Origin of the sequence: Tsukamurella conjunctivitidis, assembly GCF_007858475.1 — a bacterium.
GTDB classification, from domain to species: Bacteria; Actinomycetota; Actinomycetes; order Mycobacteriales; family Mycobacteriaceae; genus Tsukamurella; species Tsukamurella conjunctivitidis.
Window position 1 is genome coordinate 109179 of sequence record NZ_VIGX01000008.1, and the last position, 25394, is coordinate 134572.

Annotated in this window: 25 protein-coding genes and 1 tRNA gene; 13 read left to right on the top strand and 13 right to left on the bottom strand. The window is 70.7% G+C overall.

Translation table 11 applies throughout. The annotated features are described in order from the left end of the window. The first annotated feature begins 57 nt into the window (after window positions 1-57). On the top strand, window positions 58-1065 hold the full coding sequence (locus tag FK530_RS15425; protein WP_146487920.1) for a pyridoxamine 5'-phosphate oxidase family protein: 1008 nt from the start codon (window positions 58-60) through the stop codon (window positions 1063-1065). 27 nt (window positions 1066-1092) lie between these two features. After that, complete coding sequence (locus FK530_RS15430; RefSeq protein WP_146487921.1) at window positions 1093-2640, top strand: helicase HerA-like domain-containing protein; 1548 nt, start codon at window positions 1093-1095, stop codon at window positions 2638-2640. Window positions 2641-2723: 83 nt separating this feature from the next. On the opposite strand, the gene FK530_RS15435 is transcribed toward FK530_RS15430, so the two are convergent. Further along, window positions 2724-3125, bottom strand: a complete 402-nt coding sequence (locus tag FK530_RS15435) for a hypothetical protein (RefSeq protein WP_146487922.1) — start codon at window positions 3123-3125, stop codon at window positions 2724-2726. 110 nt (window positions 3126-3235) lie between these two features. Then, a complete protein-coding gene (gene cmrA, locus FK530_RS15440) occupies window positions 3236-4042 on the bottom strand; it encodes a mycolate reductase (protein ID WP_146487923.1) in 807 nt (268 codons plus the stop codon). 188 nt (window positions 4043-4230) lie between these two features. Here cmrA and FK530_RS15445 point away from each other — a divergent pair, with 188 nt between their 5' ends. Next, window positions 4231-4689 carry a DoxX family protein gene (locus FK530_RS15445; RefSeq protein WP_146487973.1) on the top strand — a complete coding sequence of 153 codons (459 nt, stop codon included), beginning with the start codon at window positions 4231-4233 and terminating at the stop codon, window positions 4687-4689. Next, a complete protein-coding gene (locus tag FK530_RS15450; protein WP_146487924.1) occupies window positions 4686-5084 on the top strand; it encodes a PPOX class F420-dependent oxidoreductase in 399 nt (132 codons plus the stop codon). Before FK530_RS15445 ends, FK530_RS15450 begins: the two co-directional genes overlap by 4 nt. Window positions 5085-5086: 2 nt before the next feature. On the opposite strand, the gene FK530_RS15455 is transcribed toward FK530_RS15450, so the two are convergent. Then, window positions 5087-7117, bottom strand: a complete 2031-nt coding sequence (locus FK530_RS15455; protein WP_146487925.1) for an NADPH-dependent 2,4-dienoyl-CoA reductase — start codon at window positions 7115-7117, stop codon at window positions 5087-5089. Window positions 7118-7128: 11 nt separating this feature from the next. Then, entirely contained in the window at window positions 7129-7695 is a 567-nt protein-coding gene (locus FK530_RS15460) for a PadR family transcriptional regulator (RefSeq protein WP_146487926.1), read from the bottom strand. Between the two features lie 107 nt (window positions 7696-7802). Between FK530_RS15460 and FK530_RS15465 the strand changes: the two genes are divergently transcribed. The 8 genes from FK530_RS15465 to FK530_RS15500 all read left to right on the top strand — a co-directional run bounded on the left by FK530_RS15465 (window position 7803) and on the right by FK530_RS15500 (window position 17045). After that, window positions 7803-7876 (top strand) — tRNA-Arg (locus FK530_RS15465). 133 nt (window positions 7877-8009) lie between these two features. Next, complete coding sequence (locus FK530_RS15470) at window positions 8010-8282, top strand: hypothetical protein (protein ID WP_146487927.1); 273 nt, start codon at window positions 8010-8012, stop codon at window positions 8280-8282. Window position 8283: 1 nt separating this feature from the next. Next, window positions 8284-9978, top strand: a complete 1695-nt coding sequence (locus tag FK530_RS15475; RefSeq protein ID WP_146487928.1) for a cytochrome c biogenesis protein CcdA — start codon at window positions 8284-8286, stop codon at window positions 9976-9978. A gap of 137 nt (window positions 9979-10115) precedes the next feature. Then, window positions 10116-11489, top strand: a complete 1374-nt coding sequence (locus FK530_RS15480; RefSeq protein ID WP_146487929.1) for a CitMHS family transporter — start codon at window positions 10116-10118, stop codon at window positions 11487-11489. Between the two features lie 28 nt (window positions 11490-11517). Beyond that, window positions 11518-13143 carry a sensor histidine kinase gene (locus FK530_RS15485; RefSeq protein WP_146487930.1) on the top strand — a complete coding sequence of 542 codons (1626 nt, stop codon included), beginning with the start codon at window positions 11518-11520 and terminating at the stop codon, window positions 13141-13143. After that, entirely contained in the window at window positions 13136-13795 is a 660-nt protein-coding gene (locus tag FK530_RS15490; protein ID WP_146487931.1) for a response regulator, read from the top strand. The genes FK530_RS15485 and FK530_RS15490 overlap by 8 nt, the downstream gene beginning before the upstream one ends. A gap of 76 nt (window positions 13796-13871) precedes the next feature. Beyond that, complete coding sequence (locus FK530_RS15495; RefSeq protein ID WP_146487932.1) at window positions 13872-15059, top strand: alpha/beta hydrolase family protein; 1188 nt, start codon at window positions 13872-13874, stop codon at window positions 15057-15059. A gap of 96 nt (window positions 15060-15155) precedes the next feature. Beyond that, window positions 15156-17045, top strand: coding sequence for a S9 family peptidase (locus tag FK530_RS15500; RefSeq protein ID WP_146487933.1), 1890 nt, complete (start codon window positions 15156-15158; stop codon window positions 17043-17045). 3 nt (window positions 17046-17048) lie between these two features. Here the strand turns inward: FK530_RS15500 and paaK are convergent, their stop codons facing one another. From paaK to FK530_RS15545, 9 genes are read right to left on the bottom strand one after another with little or no spacing between them, the layout of a single operon-like run. Continuing rightward, window positions 17049-18338, bottom strand: a complete 1290-nt coding sequence (paaK, locus tag FK530_RS15505; RefSeq protein WP_146487934.1) for a phenylacetate--CoA ligase PaaK — start codon at window positions 18336-18338, stop codon at window positions 17049-17051. 40 nt (window positions 18339-18378) lie between these two features. Next, the gene (paaE, locus tag FK530_RS15510) at window positions 18379-19458 is read right to left on the bottom strand and encodes a 1,2-phenylacetyl-CoA epoxidase subunit PaaE (RefSeq protein WP_146487935.1); all 1080 of its coding nucleotides are present in this window, start codon (window positions 19456-19458) and stop codon (window positions 18379-18381) included. Beyond that, window positions 19458-19967: a 1,2-phenylacetyl-CoA epoxidase subunit PaaD gene (paaD, locus tag FK530_RS15515; RefSeq protein WP_146487936.1), complete on the bottom strand. Its 510-nt coding sequence runs from the start codon at window positions 19965-19967 to the stop codon at window positions 19458-19460. Before paaD ends, paaE begins: the two co-directional genes overlap by 1 nt. Window position 19968: 1 nt before the next feature. After that, a complete protein-coding gene (paaC, locus tag FK530_RS15520; RefSeq protein ID WP_146487937.1) occupies window positions 19969-20886 on the bottom strand; it encodes a 1,2-phenylacetyl-CoA epoxidase subunit PaaC in 918 nt (305 codons plus the stop codon). A 57-nt stretch (window positions 20887-20943) separates the two neighbouring features. Next, entirely contained in the window at window positions 20944-21240 is a 297-nt protein-coding gene (gene paaB / locus FK530_RS15525) for a 1,2-phenylacetyl-CoA epoxidase subunit PaaB (RefSeq protein WP_146487938.1), read from the bottom strand. Between the two features lie 2 nt (window positions 21241-21242). Next, window positions 21243-22187, bottom strand: a complete 945-nt coding sequence (gene paaA / locus FK530_RS15530) for a 1,2-phenylacetyl-CoA epoxidase subunit PaaA (RefSeq protein ID WP_146487939.1) — start codon at window positions 22185-22187, stop codon at window positions 21243-21245. A 24-nt stretch (window positions 22188-22211) separates the two neighbouring features. Continuing rightward, entirely contained in the window at window positions 22212-22994 is a 783-nt protein-coding gene (locus tag FK530_RS15535) for an enoyl-CoA hydratase/isomerase family protein (RefSeq protein ID WP_146487940.1), read from the bottom strand. A gap of 28 nt (window positions 22995-23022) precedes the next feature. After that, a complete protein-coding gene (locus tag FK530_RS15540; RefSeq protein ID WP_146487941.1) occupies window positions 23023-23874 on the bottom strand; it encodes a 3-hydroxyacyl-CoA dehydrogenase family protein in 852 nt (283 codons plus the stop codon). Beyond that, entirely contained in the window at window positions 23871-24629 is a 759-nt protein-coding gene (locus FK530_RS15545; protein WP_146487942.1) for an enoyl-CoA hydratase/isomerase family protein, read from the bottom strand. Before FK530_RS15545 ends, FK530_RS15540 begins: the two co-directional genes overlap by 4 nt. A 99-nt stretch (window positions 24630-24728) precedes the next feature. Here FK530_RS15545 and FK530_RS15550 point away from each other — a divergent pair, with 99 nt between their 5' ends. Next, the gene (locus tag FK530_RS15550; protein ID WP_146487943.1) at window positions 24729-25340 is read left to right on the top strand and encodes a TetR/AcrR family transcriptional regulator; all 612 of its coding nucleotides are present in this window, start codon (window positions 24729-24731) and stop codon (window positions 25338-25340) included. The last annotated feature ends 54 nt before the right edge of the window (window positions 25341-25394 follow it).

Here is a 25394-nt window from a genome sequence, read left to right on the forward strand (position 1 = left end):
CGTAGCCAACGCCGCCGGGGGCCGGACCCCGGTGAAGCATGAGGGTAGCCTGGCCTCATGGATCCTGTCGGTTCGGTGACGGAACTCGAGGACGCGGTCGGGAAGCCCGTCGCGGCGATGATGCTCAAAACCATCGACCACCTCGACGAGCACTGCCGCGCGATCCTCGCGGTTTCGACGGCGGGCGTCGTCGGCTACGTCGACCGGGACGGCGTCCCACGCACTTGCCTGCTCGGCGGCGGCCCCGGTTTCGCCGCCGCGACCTCGTCGAACCGCCTGGACCTGGCCGTCCCCGCTGATGCCGCGGCGGGTGGCGCCTCGCTCCTGATGCTCGTCCCCGGCTGGCGCGAGACGCTGCGCATCAACGGCACCGTCGATGACAACGGCTTCCACGTGAACGAGGCCTACCTGCACTGCGGGAAGGCGGTGATCCGCTCGGGCCTGTGGCAGGAGGCGGAGCCGCGTAGCGGCGCCTCCGAGGCCGACGAGGCCTCGATCGGTCCCGCAGCGGCGGAGTTCCTCGCCGCGGCCCCCTTCGCCGTCATCAGCTCCCGGGACGAGGACGGCCGGGCCGACAGCAGCCCGCGCGGCGACCCCGCGGGCGACCTCCGGCTGCTGGGACCGACCACGGTCGCCATCGCCGACCGTCCCGGGAATCGTCGGACCGACACGCTGCACAACATCGTCGGTACGCCCGAGGTCGCGCTTCTCGTGCTCGTGCCCGGCGACGACCGGGCACTGGAACTGACCGGCACGGCCACCGTCAGCGCCGATGCGGCGCTCCGCGAACAGCTCGCGGAGCGCGGCAAGGCACCCAAAGCGGTCGTCGTGGTGGAGGTCTCCCGGGCACGGCTCGGCCGGAGCGAGGGGATCGCCGCTGCTCGCCTGTGGGACGTCGGGCAGCATGCCGACCCGACGTGGCTGCCGCGGCCGTCCGCGGTGTGGACGGACCATGTCAAACGGAACAGGGCCGGTGGCGTCGGCGCGCGGGTGCTGCGTGCGGTCGCGAACGAGCGCGTCATGCGCGCCGGCATCGACCTCGACTACCGCCAGAACCTCTATTGACCCAGGTCTCACGCTAGGGTTTGCACCGTGACTGACAACGCGAACTCCCCGGCGCAGACGATCGCCGCCGGATACGACTTCTCGGGCCCCGCCCTGGAGCTCGGCACCGTGCTGGTGGACGGCACCGTCGACCCGTCGGCGAAGGTGCGGATCCCGCTCGCCATGATGAACCGGCACGGCCTCGTCGCAGGCGCCACCGGCACCGGCAAGACGAAGACGCTGCAGCTCATCGTCGAGCAGCTGTCGGCCAACGGCGTGCCCGTCGTCCTGGCCGACATCAAGGGCGATCTCGCCGGCCTGTCCAAGCCCGGCGAGGCGAACGACAAGACCGCCGCTCGCGCCACCGACACCGGCGACGACTGGAAGCCGGCAAACGTGCCCACGGAGTTCGTCTCCCTCGGCACCAACGGCGTCGGCGTCCCGATCCGCGCCACCATCTCCTCGTTCGGCCCCATTCTGCTCTCGAAGGTGCTGAGCCTCAACGCCACCCAGGAGTCGACGCTCGGCCTGATCTTCCACTGGGCCGATCAGAATCAGCTCGAGCTGCTCGACCTCAAGGACCTCCGCTCGGTCATTCAGTACCTGACCTCCGCCGAGGGCAAGGCCGACCTCGAGGGCATCGGCGGCGTCAGCAAGCAGACCGCCGGCGTGATCCTGCGCGCCCTGGTCAACCTCGAGGCCGAGGGCGGCGACACCTTCTTCGGCGAGCCCGAGATCGACATGGGTGACCTGCTGCGCACCGCAGGCGGACAGGGCGTCGTCACGCTCTTCGAGCTCGGCGACCAGGCCGCCCGGCCCACCCTGTTCTCGACCTTCCTCATGTGGGTGCTGGCGGACCTCTTCCAGTACCTGCCCGAGGCGGGCGACCTGGACAAGCCCAAGCTCGTCTTCATCTTCGACGAGGCGCACCTGCTCTTCGCCGACGCCAGCAAGGCCTTCAAGGATCAGGTCGAGCAGACCGTCAAGCTGATCCGCTCGAAGGGCGTGGGCGTCTTCTTCTGCTCGCAGCTGCCCACCGACATCCCGAACCCGGTGCTCAGCCAGCTCGGCGCGCGCATCCAGCACGCGCTGCGCGCCTTCACCCCGGAGGACCAGGCGGCGCTGTCCAAGACGGTCAAGACCTACCCGACCTCGCCCGCCTACAAGCTCGACGAGGCGCTCACCAGCCTCGGCATCGGCGAGGCGATCGTCACCGTCCTGTCCGACAAGGGAGCGCCCACCCCGGTGGCGTGGACGCGCCTGCGGGCCCCGCGCTCGCTGATGTCCGCGATCGGCGACGATGCCGTCCGCTCGGCCGCGCAGGCGTCGCCGCTCTGGGCCAAGTACTCGCAGACAGTCGACAACCTCTCCGCCTTCGAGAAGCTGTCGCAGAACGCCCAGCAGGCGCAGCAGGAGAACGCCCCCGCCGAGCAGGCGCCGCCGCCCCCGCCCGCGCCCAAGAAGGAGGAGGAAGAGTCCGGCTGGGTCTCCGACGTGATGAGCAACCCCGCGGTCAAATCCTTCCTCCGCTCCGCCGCCTCCAGCGCCGGTCGTGAGCTCTCCCGCAGCATCTTCGGCACCAAGCGTCGCCGCTAGCGCGCTCATCGCGACGAAAGTCCGGTCATCCGTCCCCACGTTCGTGGGCGCGAGTGACCGGGCTTTCGTCGTAGTGGAGGCAGCTACTTCGACGTAGCCGCTCGGCGCAGCATTTCGAACTCGCGGTCGGGGACCAACTGGGACGGGATCCCGTCGTAGAGCACTCCGCCGCGGTACCGGATCACGACGACCGGACCGACGCGCCGCACCGCGGTGATCGCCGCGTAGTCGATCACGCTCGTGGAGATCGGGGAGATGAGGGACAGTCCGGTTGGCCCGAATCCCGTCGCCCAGGTCGCTCCCAGCCGTGCCAGTTCCTTGGTGGCCGACAGGTAGTAGCCGAAGTACATGAGGTAGAGGAGGCACAGTAAGAGGCCGAAGGCGACGACCCCGAACAGGGCGCCCCATCCCGCGCGGGTGAAGTCCCACGCCACCGCGGCGGCCATGAGCAGATAGATCACCCACATCAGCTTGTTCCACATCATCGCCCGAGCGCACGCCCATGCGGCGCGCGGAGCATCCCCCGGTCCCGCGACCCACTGATGCTGGATCGGTGGGAACGGGCGCTGCGGAGGCATCGGCGCAGCCGGATGCATCAGTTGCCCGCGAGCTTCTTGTACATCTGTCCGACGATGGGCGCCATGATCGCGCGCGGGGTGTAGTGGCCCGCCATCGACATGCCCTTGGACAGCAGCCCGGGGACGACGCGCATCTTGTTCTTCTCCAGCGCGTCCAGGGTGACGCGCGCGGTGTATTCGGTGTTGACCCAGAGGAACTCGGGAACGACCTTCTCCACCGTGGAGCGGTCCTCGGGATCGGGGAGTTCGGTGCGCACGGGGCCGGGCGCGAGGAGCGTGACGTGCACGCCGGTCGACTTCAGCTCGCCGCGGAGCGACTCGGAGAAGGTGTTGGCGAAGGCCTTCGACGCCGCGTAGGTGGCGTTGTTCGGGATCGGCATGTTACCCGCCGCGGAGCCGGTGATCATGATGCCGCCGCTGCCGCGCTTCACCATCTGCGGGAGCACGGCCAGCGTCAGGTCGTGCACGGCGTTCGCGTTGAGCTCCAGCTGAGCGCGCTCGTAGTCGAAGTCGAGGTCGATGACGCGGCCGAAGGTCGCGGTGCCGGCGTTGTTGCAGAGGATGGAGATCTCGCGCGACGCGAGCTCCTCGCAGAGCACGCCCCGGGCGGCGTGATCGGACAGGTCGACGCCGCGGACCTCGGCTTCGACGCCGAACTCGGCGCGCAGCTTCGCGGCCAGCTCCTCCATGGGGCCGGTGCTGCGCGCGACGAGGATCACCGAGTGACCGCGGCGGGCGAGCTCCGTCGCGAGGGCGACACCGATGCCGGAGGAGCCGCCGGTGACGACGGCGCGGGCGGACTGATGGGGTGCGGGTACTGGCATGGGGGAGATGCTACGGGAGGGTGTCGACGAGCCGATATTGCGAACTGCGCACTGTGACGCCCCGGAGCAGGAGCAGGGCGCGGGGGACTTCCGCGCACGCTGGACCTGGGGAGATGCGCTTCGAGTGGCGCACCCGGAGCCTTGCCATTAGGTTAGCCTCGCCAATATCCTCGCTGAAGGTGGAAGACATGAACCGCTGGGCCCCGTACTACCTGTCCGCACTCCGGATCGTGACGGGCGTGCTCTTCGCGCTCCACGGCGCCGCCACCTTCTGGGGCTTCCTCGACGGCCGACGGTCGAGCCCGGACGTCTTCGCGTGGCCCAGTTGGTGGGGCGCCGCGATCCAGCTCGTCGGCGGCCTGCTCATCGCCGTCGGTGCGCTCACCCGTCCCGCCGCGATCATCGCCTCGGGCTCCATGGCGTACGCGTACTTCGCGTTCCACGCCGGCGACGGGCTGTCTCCGCTCGCGAACGACGGTGAGCTGTCGGTCCTGTACTGCTGGGTGCTGCTGCTGTTCGCCTTCACCGGCGCCGGACCGATCAGCGTCGACGCCGTGATCGGCCGTCTCCGGGACGGCGATCAGGCTGAGGCGAAGGCTCCATCGGACCGCGCCGACGAGAAGGATGCGGCAGAGTCTGCGGTATGACCGCAGACATTCCCGAAGCCGCTCGCGTGCTCCTCGCCCAGGCCGTCGTCGTCGACCTCGCGACCGTCCGCCCCGACGGCGGCCCGCAGGTCAACCCGATGTGGTTCCTCTTCGAGGACGGGCTCATCTGGTTCACGCACACGGATTACCGGCAGAAGTACCGCAACCTCCAGCACGAGCCGCGCGTCGCGATCTCCCTGCTGCCGGAGGGGAACCCGTACAACTACCTGGAGATCCGCGGCGAGCTCGATCGCGTCGAGCCCGACCCCACGGGCTCCCTCTACACCCGGCTCGCCGAGCGCTACGGCCAAGGATCGGTCGTACCGCCGGATGCGGCGGATCGCATCAAGATCGCGATCCGCCCCACCCTGTTCAGCGGCAACGCCCTGAAGTAGGGCTACAGCGCGGCCGCGACCTCGGTGCCCTGCCGGATCGCGCGCTTGGCGTCCAACTCGGCGGCGAGTGCGGCGCCGCCGATGACGTGGGTCTTGACGCCGCGCTCGGCGAGCGCCTCGTCGAGGTCGCGCACCGATTCCTGGCCGGTGCACAGGATCACGGTCTCGACGTCGAGGACCCGGGCGTCCTTACGCTCCTCGCCGAAGGTGATGTGCAGGCCGGCGTCGTCGACCTTCTCGTAGTTGACGCCCTTGAGCTGCTCGACGCCCTTCATCTTGACCGTCGCGCGGTGCACCCAGCCGGTGGTCTTGCCGAGGCCGATGCCCTGCGGTGTGCTCTTGCGCTGCAGCATGTACACCTTGGACCGGGTCGACGGTGCCGGGGCCGGCTTGGTGATGAAGCCGGGCACATCGCCCTGCCGGGTGACGCCCCACTCGGCGTTCCACTCGTCGAGATGCAGGGTGGGGGACTTGTCGGTGGTGACGAACTCGGCCACGTCGAAGCCGATGCCGCCGGCGCCCATGATCGCGACGGTGTCGCCGATCTCCTTGGCGCCGCTGATCGCCTCCGCGTAGGTGATGACCTTCGGGTGATCGACCCCGGGGAAGGACGGGACACGCGGCACGACGCCGGTCGCGATGATCACCTCGTCGAACTTGCCCGCCAACGCGTCGACATCCGCGCGCGTGTTGAGGTGCACGGTGACCTGGTTCCGGTCCAGCATCGTCGTGAAGTACCGGATGGTCTCGTTGAACTCCTCCTTGCCGGGGATCTTCGCGGCGTAGCCGAACTGGCCGCCGATCGTCTCCGAGGCCTCGAACAGCTCGACCTTGTGACCGCACTCCGCAGCGCTCACCGCGGCCGACAGACCCGCCGGGCCGGCGCCGACGACGGCGACGCGCTTCGCCGAACGGGTCGGTGCCAGCACGAGATCCGTCTCTCGGCCCGCGCGCGGGTTGACCAGGCACGAGACCTTCTTGTGCACGAAGGCGTGGTCGAGGCAGGCCTGGTTGCAGCCGATGCAGGTGTTGATCTCGTCGGCGCGCTCGTTCCGGGCCTTGTTCGCCCACTCGGGATCGGCGAGCAGGGGGCGGGCGATCTGCACCAGCTGGGCGTCGCCGCGCTCGAGGAGTTCCTCGGCGGTGGCGGGCATGTTGATGCGGTTCGCGGCGCAGACGGGGATGTTCACGGCGCGGGTGACGTCGGCGGTGAAGGCCGCGAACGCGGCGCGCGGCACCGAGGTCACGATCGTGGGTACCCGGGCCTCGTGCCAGCCGATGTCGGTGTTGAGGATGTCGACGCCGGCGTCCTCGAGCTTGTGCGCGAGGGTGAGGATCTCGTCGCGCGTCTGCCCGTCCGGGACGAAGTCCGCCATCGACAGGCGGAAGACCACGATGAAGTCCTTGCCGCAGCGCTTGCGAATCTCCCGCACGATCTCGACCGGGAACCGCTGGCGGTTCTCGGCGGAGCCGCCCCACTCGTCGGTGCGCTTGTTCGTGTGCGCCGCGAGGAACTGGTTGATCAGGTAGCCCTCGCCGCCCATCACCTCGACGCCGTCGTAGCCGGCCTTCTGTGCGGTGCGCGCGGCGTTGCCGAAGTCGCGGATGGTCTTGCGGACCTCGAAGCCCGACATCGCGCGGGGCTTGAACGGGTTGATGGGCGCCTTGATCGCGCTGGCCGAGGCGCTGAGCGGGTTGTACGAGTAGCGGCCCGCGTGGAGCAGCTGCATCGCGATCTTGCCGCCCTCCTTGTGGACCGCGTCGGTCACGCGCTTGTGCAGGATCGCGTCGATGGGGCTGGACATCTTCGCACCCGCGGGCAGCAGCCAGCCGGTGATGTTGGGGGAGTAGCCGCCGGTGATGATGAGGCCGACGCCGCCCTTGGCGCGCGCCGCGAAATATGCCGCGAGCTTGCCGATGTCCCACGGCATGTCCTCGAGGCCGGTGTGCATGGACCCCATGACGACGCGGTTCTTCAGCGTCGTGTGACCGAGGTCGAGGGGCTCGAAGAGGTGGGGGTACTTGGCTGACATGGCTGTTCCTCTTAATCCGCTGAGACGGGGCTGGGGCTGGTGGAGGCTGGTTCGAGCGCGGCCAGGACCTCGTCGAGCCAGTCGACGGTGCCCTGTTCCGAGAGCACGCCGCCGCGCAGTACGAGGTACTGCTGCAGCTCCGTGCCGGTGAGGGTGGAGGGGGTGGGGTAGTCGCGGCTCTCGAGGGTGCGGAAGAGCTCGGCCCGCTCGGCGTGCAGATCGCGGACGCGCCGGATCTCCGTCGCCAGTTCGGGCAGGTCCGACGGTGCCGCACCGCGGATCCGGGTGGCCAGCTCGCGCCGGTCCGCCGCGTCCTTGCTCGGGGTGCGGATCCATTCTGACAGGGTCTTCCGACCCGTTTCGGTGATCGAGTAGACCTTCTTGTCCGGCTTGCCGTCCTGCGCCTGTTCGACGTAGGTGACGAGGCCGTTCTCCGTCATCCGCGCCAGCGTCTTGTAGATCTGCTGGTGCGAGGCGCGCCACCAGTGCCCGATCGAGCGGTCGAAGCGCCGGGTGAGCTGATACCCGGTGCCCGAGCGCTCGCTCAGGGACACCAGGAGCGCGTGTTCGAGTGCCACGTGCACGACGCTACCGCCGCTCCGTCGACTATGCAACTAGTTGCACTGCGTGTGGATGCACTGATCCGGTGCAGCCGGAGGTGCCGATAAGATGTGCTCGCACCACTGCCTCCGTAGCTCAGTTGGATAGAGCATCGGCCTTCTAATCCGAATGTCGCAGGTTCGATTCCTGCCGGGGGCGCACAACATCTGAGCGTCGCGGCGCGTACGCGTACGTGATCCGACCTGCAAAAACCGGTCGAAATGGGGTGTCCTCGGCCGCGCGTGCGGCGTTACGATCAACGGTGACGTGGGGGCCTCACAGGAGGTGCTCGATGAAGCGGACAGTACGAACCTTCGCGGTGGCGGCCTGCGCGGTCGCGCTCTTCGGTGGAGGCGGGGCCGGCGCGGCCTCGGCCGATCCCACCCCCGCGCCACCGCCGGTCGGCTCGCAGTGCGGCAAGCCGGGCGAGAACAAAGTGATCACCACTATTCACACGTGCGCGAAGGTCAACTCCTCGTGCACGGGCTACGACATGATGATCATCGGTCGGGTCGACAAGTGGGGGCACTGCGTGATCCCGGGAATGAACGGGACCACCTGGTGACGTGAGCGAGCTCGCGCTCCCGCTCGTCGGACTCGTCGGCGGCGTCCTCGCGGGAGTCTCCCCGTGCGTGCTCCCGGTGCTGCCGATCGTCCTACTCGGCAGCGCCGGGACGGGTGCCGACGGTCACCGCACCTCCCGGGCCCGCCCGATCGCCATCGTCGCGGGCCTGGTGCTCAGCTTCTCCCTGTTCACGTTGTTCGGCACCGTCGTCCTCTCGCTCCTGCACCTGCCCACCGGGCTGATCCGCTGGGTCGGGATCGCTGCGCTGCTGGTGCTCGGCGCGGCCATGCTGTTCCCGCCGCTCGAGCGTCTGGTGGAGCGGCCCTTCGCGCGGATCCCGCAGCGGATTCCTGGATTCCGGGGCGACGGCGCCGCGGGCGGCTTCGCGCTCGGCGTCGCCCTCGGCGCGGTCTACGTGCCCTGCGCGGGGCCGGTCCTGGCTGCGATCGCGCTGGCCGGCGCCACCGACACGATCGGCCCGCGCACCCTGATCCTCACGGCGTCGTTCGCCGTCGGCACCGCGATCCCGCTGCTCGCGATCGCCCTCACCGGCCACCGCCTGGCGGACCGGGTCCGCGCGCTGCAGCGCCGCCAGCGGACCATCCGGGCCGTGGGCGGCGTGCTCGTGATCGCGCTCGCCGTCGCGCTCGCGCTGAACGTCACGGACCTCATCCAGCGCCGCGTGCCCGACTACACGCAGGCGGTCGGCGACCGGCTGGGAGCGGTCGCCGTCGCCCCGCAGGTCACGGGTGCGGGCTCGCTGCAGCAGTGCCAGCAGGCCGCGTTCACGGGAACGGCGCAGCTCACCGATTGCGGGCGGGCCCCGGAGTTCGCCGGCCTCGGACCGTGGCTCGGCGCCGCGCCGCGCACCATGGCGGACCTGCGTGGCACAGTGGTCCTGATCGACTTCTGGGTGTATTCGTGCATCAACTGCCAGCGCGAGCTCCCGCACGCCGAGGCCTGGTGGAAGAACTACCGCGACTTCGGCTTCGAGGTCATCGGGGTGCACACTCCGGAGTACGCCTTCGAGCACGACGTCGGCAACGTCACCGCCGGCGCGCGCAAGCTCGGCCTGACCTTCCCGATCGCCGTCGACAACCGGTCCGCGACCTGGGCGGCCTACCGCAACGTCGCCTGGCCGGCGGGCTACCTCGTCGACGCCACGGGCACGATCCGGCTGGTCACCCTCGGCGAGGGGCATTACGACAAGGCCGAGAGCGCCATTCGCTCGCTCCTGCTCGCGGCCCGTCCGGGTGCGACCCTGCCACCCGCGACCGACATCCCCGACGCGACGCCCCGTAACGCGGGTCGCACGCCGGAGCTCTACCTCGGTGCCGAGAAGCAGCAGGGCTACGGCGGCACCGGGGACTACGCGGCCGGCACCCGCGTATTCACCCGACCGGACGTGGTGCAGCCGAACAGGTTCGCGCTCGACGGGACCTGGACGGTCGGCGCCGAGGACATCCGCGCCGGCGAACGGGCCGCCCTCACCCTCGCCTACACGGCGCAGCGCGTCTTCCTCGACGTCGGCGGCACCGGCACGCTGACCGTCACCGAGGGCGGGGCCGTCCGGACGATCCCCGTCGACGGTCCGCCCGACATCCGCACCGTCGTCGACCGGCCCGCCTCCGGCGCCGGCACGGTCACCATCGGCCTGAGTCCCGGGCTGACGGCCTACTCGTTCACCTTCGGTTGATCGCGGGCTCGACGGGTACCGGATCAGCGCGCAAAACGCGCAGAAGTGCGACTAAGACGCACAAGAGCGCGCTGTGAAGCCCGTCACCACCATGCTCCTCGTGTTACCCCGATCACGTGATTCACGAGGAGAACCCCATGCTGACAGTCCTGGGACTGACCATGGTCGCCGCGTTCATGGTCGTCATCATGGCTCGCCGCGCGACGCCCATCGTCGCACTGATCGCCGTCCCGGTGGTCTTCGGCCTGCTCGCCGGAGCGGGGACGGGCATCGGCACGATGATCGTCGGCGGCATCGAGGACCTCGCGCCGACCGCCGCGATGCTGTTCTTCGCGATCATCTTCTTCGGGGTGATGATCGACGTCGGGCTGTTCGACCCGGTCGTGCGCGCGGTCGTGCGCGTCGTGGGCGAGGACCCCGCCAAGCTCGTGCTCGGCACGGCGGTCCTGGCGGGTGTCGTCTCGCTCGACGGTGACGGTTCGACCACGTTCATCGTGACCACCTCGGCGCTCCTGCCCCTGTACCTCAAGCTGGGTGTCAGCCCGGTCGTCCTCACGGTGGTCGCGGGCCTCGCCAACGGCACGATGAACATCCTCCCGTGGGGCGGGCCCACCGCGCGTGCGGCTGCCGCGCTGAAGATCTCGCCGTCGGACGTCTTCGTGCCGATGATCCCGTCGCTCGTCGCGGGCATGATCGTGGTCCTCGCCTTCGCGTGGCACCTCGGCCTGATGGAGCGGAAGCGTCTCGGCAGCATCGTGATCCGTGAGCGCGTCCTCTCCGGCGTCGGAGCGGGCGGGTCCGGTGGCACCGTCGGCGGCGACGGTGCGGACGCGTCCGTTCCGCCCACCGGCGGAACCTCCGACAGCGCCCTGACGGCGGTCGCCGGGGCGCACGGCAACCCGAAGCTGATGTGGTTCAACGCCGCTCTCACGGTCGCGCTGCTCTCCGTGCTCACCCTGGATCTGTTGCCGATCCCCGTGCTGTTCATGATCGCCGCGGCGATCGCACTCGCCGTGAACTTCCCGAAGGTCGCCGATCAGCAGGAGGCCATCACGCGGCATTCGACGTCGATCGTCTCCGTGGTCGGAATGGTCTTCGCGGCAGCGGTTCTCACCGGTGTCTTCAAGGGGACCGGCATGGTGGACTCCGTCGCGGCCTGGGTCACCGGCATCATCCCGTCCTCGATGGGGCCGCACCTGGCCGTCATCACCGGCGTCCTGTCGATCCCCTTCACCTTCCTGATGTCCAACGACGCCTTCTACTTCGGCATCCTGCCCGTTCTCTCCGAGACCGCGAGCCACTACGGCATCAGCGCCGCCGAGATGGCCCGGGCCTCGATCACCGGCCAGCCCTTCCACATGCAGAGCCCCCTGGTCCCCGCCATCCTGCTGCTCGTCGCGCTCGCCGGCGTCGGCCTGGCCGATCACCACAAGAAGGTGCTCTGGCGCGCCTTCGTGGTCTCGATCGTCATGCTGGTGGTCGGTGTCCTCCTCGGCCAGATCCCGTTCTGAACGGGCGGCGAATGGCTAGGCTCAGACGATGCCCGGGATCCGGCTGCGCACGCAGATCCTCCTCCTCCAGGTGGTGATCATCATCGTCAGCCTGGCCGCCGGCTTCGGCATCGTGCTGCACCGGGTCGACACCGACACCCGCACCGAGTACGGGCAGCGGGCGGCGGTGATCGCCGAGACCGTCGCCTCGGACACCGATGTCCGCGCGGGCGCCGCGGCACAGTCGGCCGCGCGGCGCGCCGGCCGTCCCGCCTCCCGGGAGGAACTGGGAGCGGCGCCGCTGCAGCGCCAGGCGCTCGCCATCACCGAGCGGACCGGCGTGCTCTTCGTGGTGATCGCCGACGACGCCGGGTACCGCATCGCCCATCCGGACCCCGCTCAATTGGGCGCGCCGCTCAGCACCGACCCGTCCACCGCCCTCGGCGGCGATGTCGAGGTCACGCGGCAGCAGGGCACCCTCGGCGACTCCGTGCGCGCCAAGGCCCCGGTCCTGGGTGCCGACGGCACCGTCGTCGGCCTGGTGAGCGTCGGCATCTCCACGGAGACCGTTGCGCGGGCGGCACGGCACACCCTCCTGTTGCTGACAGGGCTCGCCGCCCTCGCCCTCGCCGTCGGCGTCCTCGGCTCCGCCCTCCTGGCCCGACGGTGGCGCCGTCTGACCTTGGGTTTGGAACCGGAGGAGATGGCGGAACTGATCCGCGAGCAGAACGCGGTGCTGTACTCGGGCTCGGAAGGAGTGATCGCCATCGACGCGCAGGGCATCGTCCGCGTGATCAATGACCGGGCGCGCGAACTTCTCGGCGTCACCGCAGCGGCCGGGACGCCGCTCGCGGATCTGGGCCTGACCGAGCGCGTCGCCCGGGTCGTCGCGACGCCCACCGAAGCGCCGGTCGCGGCGGCCGTCAACGAGAGAGTCGTGCTGGTGACGTCCCGCCGCGTGCACCGCGGCGACACGGACCTCGGCACGGTGCTGACGGCCGTCGACCGGACGGACGTCGAGGCCCTGACCCGCGAACTCGACTCCGTGCAGGCCATGAGCGCCGCACTGCGGGCCCAGCGGCACGAGTCCGCGAACCGGGTCCACGTGGTCGCCGGCCTCCTCCGCGATGGCCGCACCGATGAGGCCGTGGCGTACCTCGATGAGATCGCCGGACGCACGGGCGTCCTGCCCGTCCCGGGCCTCGACCGCCTCGACGAGCCGCACCTGCGGGCCTTCGTCTCCGCCAAGGCGGCGCGGGCCCGCGAACGCGGCGTGCTGTTGCGCGTCGGAGCGGATACGTCGTTCGTCGGAGTGCTCGCGCACCCCGTCGACACCACGACCCTCGTCGGGAACCTCCTCGACAACGCCATCGACGCCGCCGCCGAGGGCGCCGAACCCAGAGAGGTCGAGGTGGACGTGCTGCGCGACGGCGACGACCTCGCCGTCATCGTCGTCGACAGCGGCCCCGGCTTCACGGTCGACGATCCGTTCGTGGAGGGCGTCAGCACGCGCGCCGACCCGACGGTGCCCGGCGGTCGCGGGCTCGGGCTCGTCATCGCCCGGCAGGTGGCACGGGGCCACGGGGGAGAGGTGGTCGTGGTGGAGCGAGGCGGCGCAGCAGCGCCCACGACGGTGATGGCGACGCTGCCCGAGGGGGTGCGCGACGATGTCTGACGACGTGCGGATCCTCGTCGTGGACGACGACTTCCGCGTGGCAGCACTGCACGCGAAGATCGTCGACACGATGGTCGGACTCACCACGGTCGGCTCCGCGCGCACGGTCTCCGAGGCGCGGGCGATCCTCGAGCGCGAGCGGGTCGACCTCGCGCTGGTGGACGTCTACCTCCCCGACGGCTCGGGCATCGACCTGGTGCGGGAGCTGCGGTGCGACGCCTTCATCCTCGGTGCCGCCGACGATGCCGCCAGCGTCCGCGCGGGACTCGCGGCGGGCGCGCTGCAGTACCTGATCAAGCCCTTCCCCGCCACGGAGTTGGCACGCAGGCTGGGCGCCTACACCGCGTACCGCCGGATCCTCGGTTCCGCGGAGGTCACCCAGGAACAGGTCGACGCCGCGTCCTCGGTGCTGCGCAGCGAGCGTCCCGCCCCGCGCCGCGACGACGGCGGTTCGGTGACGGAACGCCGGATCGTCGAGGCGCTGCGGGGGTCCGGAGAACCGATGCTCGCCGACGACATCGCCTCCGACGTCGGGGTCTCACCCGCCACCGCGCGCCGCTACCTCGCGGAACTGGTGCGGGACGGGACGCTGACGATGGCGCTCCAGTACGGGACCACCGGCCGCCCCCGGCAGCGGTACGCACTGAGCTGAGCCGACTTCCGCGCGCCGGGAACCGATCGATCGACTCCCCGGGTGCCGCGACGATGTTGGCGTTAGAGTCCATCGCATGAGAATCACTCGGCTCGCGTTCGCTGCCGCCACTACCGCACTGCTGGGGGCCGGGCTGGTGGCCGCGCCGGCCGGCGCGGCGCCCGTCTGGTCGGGGCTGGACGCGGCGAACTACTCGGGACCGGTCCCGGGAGAGGGCGGCGAGCAGATCAGGTCCGTCCCGCTCGCGCAGGGACTGTCGCTCCCCGGCGCGGGGACGGCCAAGCGGGTGCTCTACTCGACCACCGATCAGCACGGCAAACCCGCTACCAGCACGGGGGCGATCTTCCTGCCGGAGGGAGCGGCCCCCGCGGGCGGCTGGCCCGTGATCGCGTGGGCCCACGGCACCGTCGGCCTCGGTGATGATTGCGCCCCGTCGGCGAACCCCCGCTCGGCCCGCGACCGCGAGTACCTCGGGCACTGGCTGGCACAGGGCTACGCGATCGTGGCGTCCGACTACGCGGGCCTCGGGACGCCGGGCCTCATGAGCTACCTGAACAGCGTCTCGACCGCGCACAACGTGGTCGACTCGGTGGTGGCCGCACACAAGGACCGGTCGCTGAACCTGTCGAAGAAGTGGGCGATCGTCGGCCAGTCGCAGGGCGGCGGAGCGGCCGTCAACAGCGCGCGCTGGGCGACGGAGTTCAGTGCCGGGAGCGGCCTGGACTACCGCGGCGTCGTCGCCACGGGGACGCCGTTCAAGATCGAAGAAGTCGTCAAGAACGTCGGCCCCGCGACCGATCTGCCCGGCGGCCTGAGCTCCGCGGCCACCTCCTACACGGCCTACATCCTCGCAGGGATCCGCGAGGCGAATCCCGGCGTGGACTTCGATTCGGTGCTCACACCGCGTGGCAAGGCGGCCGCCGCGAAGGCGGAGATCCAGTGCTACGCGCAGCTCAGCACCACACTCGCCGGGCAGAAGCCGACCGACTTCGTGAGCGCGAAGGTGAGCACCGTGCCGGGAGCGAGTGCGGCGCTCGACCGGTACATGGGGACCCCCACCTCGGGGTACGACCGGCCCGTCTTCCTGGGCGTCGGACTCAAGGACACCGATGTGCCGGTCCAGTCGTCGATCGCCCTGGCCGCGGCGCTGAAGAAGAGCGGCACGACGGTCGAACTGCACCAGTACCCGACCGCCGATCACAGCGGCGCCGTGCTCCAGTCGATGAAGGACTCGACGCCCTTCCTCGCGCGCGTCTTCGCCTGATCGCCCACGCCGGATCCGGCGCCGGCGACCGGCGCGCTTGACCATGCCGCGACGTCATGGTTTCTCCTGGAGCCACCCCGCCGAGAGGAGATCGCCATGCCGCTACCGAACATCATCACCGTCGAGGAGTTCTTCGCATCGCCCGTCCGGGCCGCCGCGAAGATCTCGCCCGACGGCACCCGGATCGCCTTCCTGGCGCCGTCGGAGGGGCGGCTCAACGTCTGGGTCGAGGACCTCGATGGGGACGAACCCGCCCGACGCGTCACCGCCGACGCGACCCGCAGCGTTCAGATGTTCTACTGGACCACCGATCCGCGCTGGCTGATCTACCTGCAGGACAACGGCGGCGACGAGCGCTGGCACCTGCTGCGGGCGGACTTGGACGACCCGGACGCGTCCGCCGTCGACCTCACCCCCTTCGAGGGGGCGACCACGTTCCTGATGGATCTCCCGATCGCGCGCCCCGGCGTCGCCATCGTCTCGACCAACGCGCGCAAGGTCGACGAGTTCGACGTCTTCGAGATCGACATCGCCACTGGAACGCTCACCGAGATCGAGCGCAACCCCGGCAACGTCGCCGGCTGGGTGTACGGCGCCGACGGCACCCTGTTCGCCTCCACGCAGGACGCGGAGGGCGCGATCACGATCCGCCGCTGGGATTCCGCGGCACGGGAGCTCCGCCCGATCGCGGAGTTCGACGGGATCGACTACCCGCTCGGCGTCTTCCCGATCGTCCCGTCGCCCGACGGCGGCCTCTGGCTCGGGTCCAACCGCGGTACCGACCGCACGCGCGTCGTGCACGTCGACGGCCGCACCGGAGCGCTGACCGAGGTGGACGCGCACCCGACGCTCGACCTCGACACCACCGGCCTGGTCGCGCCGACCCTGCCGCAGCCGCTCATCGTCGACCCCCGCACCGGCGCCCTGCTGGGCGTGCGCTACCTGGGGGAGCGCCAGGAGATCCACGCCCTGGACGCGGGCTTCGGAGAGGTGCTGACGGCACTGCGCAGCCTGTCCGACGGCGACATCGGTGCCCTGTCGTCGGACCTCGACGGGAACCGCTGGGTGGTCTCCTTCGTGCACGACCGCGACCCGGGCGTCACCTATCTCTACGACCACCGCACCGGTGGATCCCGGTTGCTGTTCCGCCCGTTCCCGCACCTCGATCCGGAGCTCCTCGCGCCGATGCGGCCCATCACGATCACCGCGCGCGACGGGCGCGCGCTGCCGTCGTTCCTCACGCTGCCGCAGGGTGTGGACCCCGTCGGCCTGCCGCTGGTGCTCCTCGTGCACGGCGGCCCGTGGTTCCGCGACACCTGGGGCTACCACGGCGAGGTTCAGCTGCTCGCGAACCGCGGCTACGCGGTGCTGCAGGTGAACTTCCGCGGTTCCACCGGCTACGGCAAGGCCCACATGCAGGCGGGCATCGGCGAACTCGCCGGAGCCATGCATGACGACCTTATCGACGCGGTGCAGTGGGCCGTGGCGGAGGGGATCGCCGATCCGGAGCGGCTCGCGATCTTCGGCGGCTCGTACGGCGGCTACGCGGCGCTGGTCGGCGTCACCTTCACCCCGGACGTCTTCGCCGCCGCGATCGACTACGTCGGCATCTCGAGCCTGCCCAACTTCATGGCGACGCTGCCCGAGATCGCGCGGCCGTACCTCGCCAACAACTGGATCCGCTACGTGGGCGACCCGTCGGACCCGGATCAGCGCGCCGACATGCTCGCCCGCTCACCGATCACCCGGGTCGACGAGATCCGCACCCCGCTCCTCGTGGTCCAGGGCGCGAACGATCCGCGGGTGGTCCAGGCCGAGTCCGACAACCTGGTGGAGGCGCTCCGCGCCCGCGGCGTCGACGTCGAGTACATGATCAAGGCCGACGAGGGCCACGGCTTCGTCAATCCGGAGAACACGATCGACATGTTCCGGGCGACGGAGCGCTTCCTGGCGCAGCACCTCGGCGGGCGCACCGCCGAGGGCTGAGCGTCAGTCCTTCGGCCGGTTGTCGACGAGCCGGCGGGCCTTCCCGACGGTTCGCTCGATGCCGCCGGGCGGGAGGACCTCGACATCGACGGTGACGCCGATCCTGTCCTTGATGAGCTCGGTGAGCGTGTCGCTCGCCCGCTCGTCGAGGGGGCGGTCGTGGCGGTGCTCGACCTTCACCGTCAGCCGGTCCATGCGTCCGGGGCGGTCCAGGACGCATTGGAACTGCGGTGCGAGGGAGTCGATGCCGAGGATCAGCTCCTCGATCTGGGTGGGGAAGAGATTGACGCCGCGCAGGATCATCATGTCGTCGGTGCGGCCCGTGACCTTCTCCATCCGGCGCATCGTGCGGGCGGTACCGGGCAGCAGGCGGGTGAGATCGCGGGTGCGGTACCGGATGATGGGCGTGGCCTGTTTGGTGAGTGAGGTGAAGACCAGCTCGCCGTGCTCGCCGTCGGGCAGTACCTCCCCGGTCATCGGATCGATGATCTCGGGGTAGAAGTGGTCCTCCCAGACGTGGAGGCCGTCCTTCGTCTCGACGCACTCCATCGCGACGCCGGGACCGATCACCTCGGAAAGGCCGTAGATGTCCACGGCGTCGATGCCGACCTCCTGCTCGAGTTCGGTGCGCATCCGGTCGGTCCAGGGCTCGGCGCCGAAGACGCCGGTGCGCAGGGACGTCGCCCGCGGGTCGATCCCCATGGCGCGCATGGTGTCCACGATGGTGAGCATGTAGCTCGGCGTCACCATGATCGCGTCGGGCTCGAAGTCCTGGATCAGTTGGATCTGCTTCTCCGTCTGCCCGCCCGACATCGGGATCACGGTCGCGCCCAGGCGTTCGGCTCCGTAGTGCGCGCCGAGACCGCCCGTGAACAGGCCGTAGCCGTAGGAGACGTGCACCCGGTCGCCCGCGCGGACGCCCGCGGCGCGCAGCGACCGGGCCACCACGTCGGCCCACATGGCGATGTCGTCGGCCGTGTACCCCACCACGGTGGGACGGCCGGTGGTGCCGGACGAGGCGTGGATCCGCGCGACCCGCTCACGGGGCACCGCGAACATGCCGAACGGGTAGTTCTCCCGCAGATCGGCTTTCGTCGTGAGCGGGAATTTCGCGAGGTCGGAAAGCTCCTTCAGGTCGCTGGGATGCACGCCGGCTTCGTCGAACGCGCGGCGGTAGTGGGGCACGTTCTCGTAGGCGTGGGTGAGGGACCACTGCATGCGCTCGAGCTGCAGGGCGGAGATCCGGTCGCGGGTCGCGAACTCGATGTCGTCGGTCGGGACGGTCGATGTCATGGCTGGCTTCCTCGGGCTGGGTCGGCTGATCGCGGCGGGTTCAGGCGTCGTAGTCGACGGTGACGGCGTCGCTGGTCGGATACGTCTGGCAGGTCAGGACGAAGCCGGCGGCCACCTCGTCGTCCTCGAGGGCGTAGTTGCGGCGCATGTCGACGGTGCCGCACAGCACCTTTGCGCGGCACGTGCCGCACACGCCGCCCTTGCACGCGAACGGCAGGTCGGGACGGAAGGCCTCGGCACCGTCGAGCAGGGTGTCGTCCTGCGCGATCGTGCCGGTGGCGCTCCGTCCGTCGAGCACGACGGTGACGGCGCTGCTCGGCCCGGTGACGCCGGGCTCGCGGTGCCGCTCCTGGGGCGGCGGGGTGCCGTCGTCGACGTAGAACAGTTCGCGGTGGATCGCGGTGCGCGCGACGCCGAGTTCGGCGAGGACGGCCTCCGAGTCGGTGACCATGCCGTGCGGTCCGCAGAGCCAGAAGTGGTCGACGTCCGCGGTCGGGACGACGGTGCGCAGCAGCGCGCGCAGGCGCTCGGCGTCGACGCGGCCGGTGAACAGTTCCACGTCGCGCGGCTCGCGGCTCAGGACGTGGATCACGTCCAGCCGGTCGTGGTAGCGGTCCTTGAGGTCGGCGATCTCGTCGGCGAACATCACCGACCGCGTGCGCCGATTGCCGTAGATGAGGATCACCCGGGCCGCGGGATTGGCGAGCACCGTGCCGGCGATCGACAGCATCGGCGTGATGCCGGAGCCCGCGGCGATGAGCACGTGCACGCCGCCCGCGTCGGGGTCGGCCGCGAAAGTACCTGTGGGGCCCTGCACCTCGATGGTGTCGCCGGCGCGGACCCGGTGCACCAGCCACGAGGAGAACAGGCCGTCGGTGACCTCGCGGACGCCCACGCGGGGCCGCTCGCCGACCGGGGCGCAGATCGAGTAGGACCGGCGGTGCTCGACCCCGTCGATGATGCGGCGCAGCGTCAGCGATTGCCCGGCGGCGAAGACGAACTCGTCGGCGAGGTCGGCGGGGACGTCGAAGGTGACGGCGACCGCGTCGTCGCACAGCGACTCGACGTCGGCCACGGTGAGCGCGTGGAAGGCGCGGCCGCGGAGGGCGGTGGCGGTCATCAGATCTCCTTGACGTGGTCGAAGGGCTCGCGGCAGTCCAGGCAGCGGTAGAGCGCCTTGCACGGCGTCGCGCTGAACTCGGAGCCGAGGCGCGTGCTGGTGGAACCGCAGGCCGGACACGCGATCCGGCGCGGCCGAGGCCGCAGGGTCAGAGGAATGGGGCCGTCGCCGCGGCGGGGCGCGGGGCCGGGCGTCGAGTACCCGGCGGCGCGGAGCTTGGCGCGGCCGGCGTCGGTGATCCAGTCCGTGGTCCACGCGGGGGACAGGGCGGTCTCGATCGTGACCTCGCCGTATCCGGCGGCGCGGAGTGCGCTCTCGATGTCCGCGCGGATGGTGCCCATCGCCGGGCAGCTCGAGTAGGTGGGGGTGATCGTCACGGTCACAGTGCCGTTGGCGGTTTCGGAGACGTCGCGGACGATGCCGAGGTCCGCGAGCGTGACCTGGGGCATCTCCGGGTCGAGGACGGCGCCCACGACGTCGAGGGCGATGCGGGTCGCGGTGGTGGGCACGTCACCACCTCCCTTCGGGGTGTGCGCGTGCCACGGACTGCATGTCGGCGAGGATGCGGCTGAGCTCCTCGGTGTGCAGGCCCTGTCGCCCGGCTCGCCCGCCGACGCGTGCCACGCCCGGCGCATCGGGGACGGGGAGCCCGGCGGCGCCGAAGGTGAGCGCCATGACCGCATCGAACTCGGCCCGCAGCTCGCGCGGGTCCACGGCGATGCCGGAGGCCGCGAGCGCGAGCTCCTCGGCCGACGGCTCGAACAGCTCGGGCACGTACGGCCAGACCCTGGCGATCGCCGCCTCGGTCCGCCGCCGTGACTCGTCGGTGCCCTGCGCGAGGGTGACCACCCACCGAGCGGCGTAGTCGCGGTGGTAGGTGATCTCCTTGACGCCCTTGGCCGCCACCGCGGCGAGCACGGGGTCGCGCGATGTCCGCAGGCGGTCGAACAGGGCCAGGCGGGCGGTGGCGAAGACCAGCAGCCGCACCATCGAGACGGCGAAGTCGCCGTTGTCGAGTTCGACCAGCCGGACGTTGCGGAACGCCGCATCGTCGCGGAAGAAGGCCAGCGCGTCCTCGGCAGGCACGGGGGAGTCGTCCGCGACGTGCGGCACGACCGCGGGGTCGGCCGCCGCCGCGCGGGCCAGCAGCAGGCGGGCCTGTCCGATGAGGTCGAGGCCGACGTTGGCGAGCGCGACCTCCTCCTCGAGTTCGGGCGCGCGGGTGCTCCATTCGGCGAGCCGCTGCGCGGAGATCAGCGCGTCGTCGCCGAGCATCAGGCAGTAGACGGCGAGGGCATGCGGGTCGGCGCCGTCGGGCATCGTCGTGTCCACGCCGGCGAGGGGCTCGTCGAAGCCGGTGCCGAAGGCCCACTGGCCGTGGGAGTCCGAGTCGACGAGGCCGTCGTAGGCGCTGTCGTGATCGATCATGGCTGTCATTCCTGTTCGCGGGCTGAGCGAGAGAGCGGCCGGATGGTGGCCGATCGGTCACATGTGCGGGACGGACTCGGGGATGTCGTAGAAGGTCGGGTGGCGGTAGACCTTGTCGCCGCTCGGCGCGAAGAACGGGTCCTTCTCCGACGGGCTGGAGGCGACGACGTCGGTGGAGCGGACCACCCAGATGCTCACGCCCTCGTTGCGGCGGGTGTAGACGTCGCGGGCGTTGCGCAGCGCCATTTCCGCGTCGGCGGCGTGCAGGGACCCCACGTGCACGTGGTTGAGCCCGCGCTTGCCGCGCAGGAAGACCTCGTACAGGGGCCAGTCGATGCGGGTCTGCTCGGTCATCTCTACTCCTTCTCCGATCCGGCGGTGCGGGCGGCGAAGGCCGCGGCGGCCTCCCGCACCCAGGCGCCGTTCTCATGCGCGGCGCGACGGTTCGCGATCCGCTCGACGCTGGTCGCGCCGTTGCCCTTGACCACCTGCATGAACTCGTCCCAGTCGGGTTCGCCGAAGTCGTACGAGCCGCGCTCGGCGTTCCACGCCAGGTCCGGATCGGGGAAGGTCACCCCGAGGACCTCGGCCTGGGGCACCGACATGTCGACGAAGCGCTGCCGCAGCTCGTCGTTGGTGTGCCGCTTGATCCGCCACGCCATCGACTGCGCCGAGTTGGGGGACCGGTCGTCGGGCGGGCCGAACATCATCAGGGCGGGCCACCACCAGCGGTTCACCGACTCCTGCACCATGTCCCGCTGGCCCTGCGTGCCGGACATCATGGTCATCAGCAGTTCGAATCCCTGGCGCTGGTGGAAGGACTCCTCCTTGCACACGCGGATCATCGCGCGGCCGTAGGGACCGTACGAGCTGCGGCACAGCGGTACCTGGTTGCAGATGGCGGCACCGTCGACCAGCCACCCGATCACGCCCACGTCGGCGTAGGACAGGGTGGGGTAGTTGAAGATCGACGAGTACTTCTGGCGGCCCTCGATGAGGTTCGCGGTGAGCTCGGCGCGATCGACGCCGAGCGTCTCGGTGGCGGAATACAGGTACAGCCCGTGGCCGGCCTCGTCCTGCACCTTCGCCATGAGGATCGCCTTGCGGCGCAGCGAGGGCGCGCGGGTGAGCCAGTTGCCCTCGGGCTGCATGCCGATGATCTCGGAGTGCGCGTGCTGGGCGATCTGCCGGATCAGGGTCTTGCGGTACCCGTCCGGCATCCAGTCCCGCGGCTCGATGCGTTGGTCGGACTGGACGATCCGCTCGAACTCGGTCTCCAGCTCGGTGGTGGTGTCTGTCATGGCTGTGCCTTCCGTGCGGCTGGGTCAGCGACCGGTGAACTCGGGGCGGCGCTTGGCGAGGAAGGCCTCGACGGCGCCGCGGTGGTCGGCGGTGGCGGCGAGCGGGCCGGCGCTCGCGCGCTCGCGTTCGAGGGCGTCGTCGAGCGAGGGGAGCGACTCCGCGATGAGCGACTTGGCCGCGGCGAACGCCGCGGTTGGGCCGCCCGCGAGCCGCCGCGCGATCTTCTCGGCGGTGGCGGCGTGCTCGTCGTCGGGTGCGACCTGCGCGATGAGTCCCCAGTCGAGCGCCTGTGCCGCGGGGATCTTCGTCCCGAGCAGGATGAACGCGCGCGTGCGGACCGCGCCGATGGCGTCGACGAGGGTCCTGGTGAGGCCGGAGTCCGAGGCCAGGCCGATGGCGGTGAAGGCGGTCGCGAAGGTCGCGCCCTCGGAGGCGACGACCACGTCGGCAGCGAGCGCGAGGCCGAGTCCGGCGCCGACGCACGCGCCCTGCACGGCGGCGACGACGGGGACCTCGAGCGCGGCGATGCCGGAGATGAGCGGGTTGTAGTGCTCGGCGACCGTGTCCATGGAGCGCTCGGGCGATCGGCCCAGCGCGGCCGCGTGCTCGCCGAGGTCCTGGCCGACGCAGAAGTTGCGGCCCTCGGCGCGGATCAGCACCGCCCGGACCGTGTCGTCGGCGGCGATCGACCGGACACCGTCGAGCAGTGCGGTCTTGAGCGACAGGTCGAGAGCGTTGGCGGCCTGCGGGCGGTTGAGCGTGAGCACGGCGAGGCCGTCGGTGACGGTGAGGGTGGCGGAATCCATGGGGTCTCCTCGGATCGATGTCAGCGGGTCAGGGCCAGGTGTGGAAGCCGCGGCCGCTCTTGCGGCCGAGGTCGCCGCGGGCGACCATGTCGCGCAAGAGCTGCGGCGGCGTGAACCGCTCGCCCAGCGTGGCGGCGAGGTGCTCGGCGATCGCGAGCCGCACGTCGAGGCCCACGAGGTCGGTGGAGCGCAGCGGTCCCATCGGGTGGCGATAGCCCAGTTCCATTGCGCGGTCGATGGACTCGGCGTCGGCGACGCCCTCCTCGAGCATGCGGATCGCCTCGAGGCCCAGGCACACGCCGAGCCGGCTGGTGGCGAAGCCGGGGGAGTCGTTGACCAGCACCTCCTGCTTGCCGAGAAGGGAGACCCAGCCGCGGACCCGCTCGACCACGGCGGCATCGGTGTCGTCGGTGCGGATGATCTCGACCAGCGTCGATGCCGGCACCGGATTGAAGAAGTGCATCCCCACGAGCCGCTGCGGGGCGTCCAGGGCGGCCGCGAGGGCGGCGATGGAGAGGGAACTGGTGTTGCTCGCGATCACGCACTGCGGGCCGACGGCGCCTTCGATGCGGTGCAGCACGTCGAGCTTGAGGTCGATTACCTCGGGCACGGCTTCGATCACCACGTCGGCGTCCGCGGGCAGCTCGTCGATGCCGGCGGCGAAGGCGACGCGCGCGAGCACCTCGTCGGGCGTCGCTCCGCCGAGCTTGTCGCGCTCGGCGGCGCGCTGCAGGCCGGTGGCGACCCGCTCCGCCGCCGCGGCCCGGTCGCCGCTCTCCACGAGGACGACGGTGGCGCCGAGTGTCGCGAAGACCTGCGCGATGCCCGCGCCCATCCGGCCTCCGCCGACGACGCCGACGTTCGACGGTGCTGTGCTCATCGGCGGTTCCTCTTCTCCAGGAAGGCGGTCATGCGATCTCGCTTGTCCGCGGTCTCGAACAGCACCGCCTGGGCGATGTCCTCGGCCCGCCCCGTGCCGTCGACGATCGACTTGGTCAGGCGCAGCGCGAGCGCGGACGAGGCGGTGATCCGGTCGATGGCGCGGTGAGCGGCGGCGACGTGTTCCCCGTCCGGGACGACGTCCATGACGAGGCCGCACCGGAGCGCGGCGGCGGCGTCCAGCGTGCGGCCCGCGAGCAGGACCTGCTTGGCGACCGACCGGCCGACCAGATCCGGTAGCCGGTAGGTCGCGCCGGCGGCGGCCAGGATGCCCAGGCCGGGCTCCGGGTTGCCGAAGACGGCGGTCTCGGTGGCGATCCGGATGTCGCAGGCGTAGCTGAGCTCGGCGCCGCCCCCGAGTGCGTAGCCGCTCACCGCGGCGACGGTGGGCAGGGGGAGTGCGGCGAACCGGTCGAACAGCGTGCGGTTGATCCCGGCGAGCGCCTGGTCGCGGCCGCGCTCGCGCAGCTCTCCGATATCGGCGCCGCCGGCGAAGTGCTCGCCGGCGCCGGTCAGGAGGACGGGGGCGGGGTCCGATTCGATCATGCTGCACACGGTGTGCAACTCCGCGATCATCGCGGCGTCGATGGCGTTGCGGGCCGCGGGGCGGTCGAGCGTCACCACGTACCGGTCGTCCGCGCGGGTGACGGAGACGGTGCGGAGGCCGGGAAGGGCTGCCGTGGGGGCGTCGGTCATATCGCTTCCTCTTCGGTCGGTGCCTCGAAATAATAACCGATCATTCGGTCGGTAACAAGATCTTGATCGGATTCTGGGGATGAATGGGAGAATCGGCGCATGAGCGCAACACCCGTCCGTCGTCGCACCGGCTCGCCGGGGCGTCCCGGTTACGACCTCGATTCCCTGCTCGCCGTCGCGGTTCGCGTGTTCAACGAGCGTGGCTACGACGCGACGAGCATGGACGTCCTGGCGAAGAACCTCGGGCTGACCAAGTCGTCGATCTACCACCACGTCGCCGGCAAGGAGGAGCTGCTCGAGCTCGCACTCAATCGCGCACTGAGCGGCTTGTTCGCGGTGACCACGGAGGCCGGCGCGATCACGGGGCGGTCCGTCGATCGGCTCGAGTACGTGCTGCGGCGCAGCGTTGAGGTGCTGGTGGCGGAGCTGCCGTACGTGACCCTGCTACTGCGGGTGCGCGGCAACTCGGACGTCGAGCGGCGAGCGCTGGCGCGCCGCCGCGAGTTCGACGCCGTCATCGCCGACCTGGTGACGGGCGCCGTGGCGGAGGGCGACGTGCGCGCCGACGCCGACCCGGCGGTGACGAGCCGTCTGTTGTTCGGCATGGTCAACTCGCTCATCGAGTGGTACCGGCCGCGCCCGGATCACCCCGTCGGCGAGGTCGCCGATGCGCTCGTGGCGATCGCCTTCGACGGGCTGCGCCGGACCTGATCGAGGATCGACCGTTCCCCTTGACACGGGGCGGCGTTCCGGGCCACCCTGATT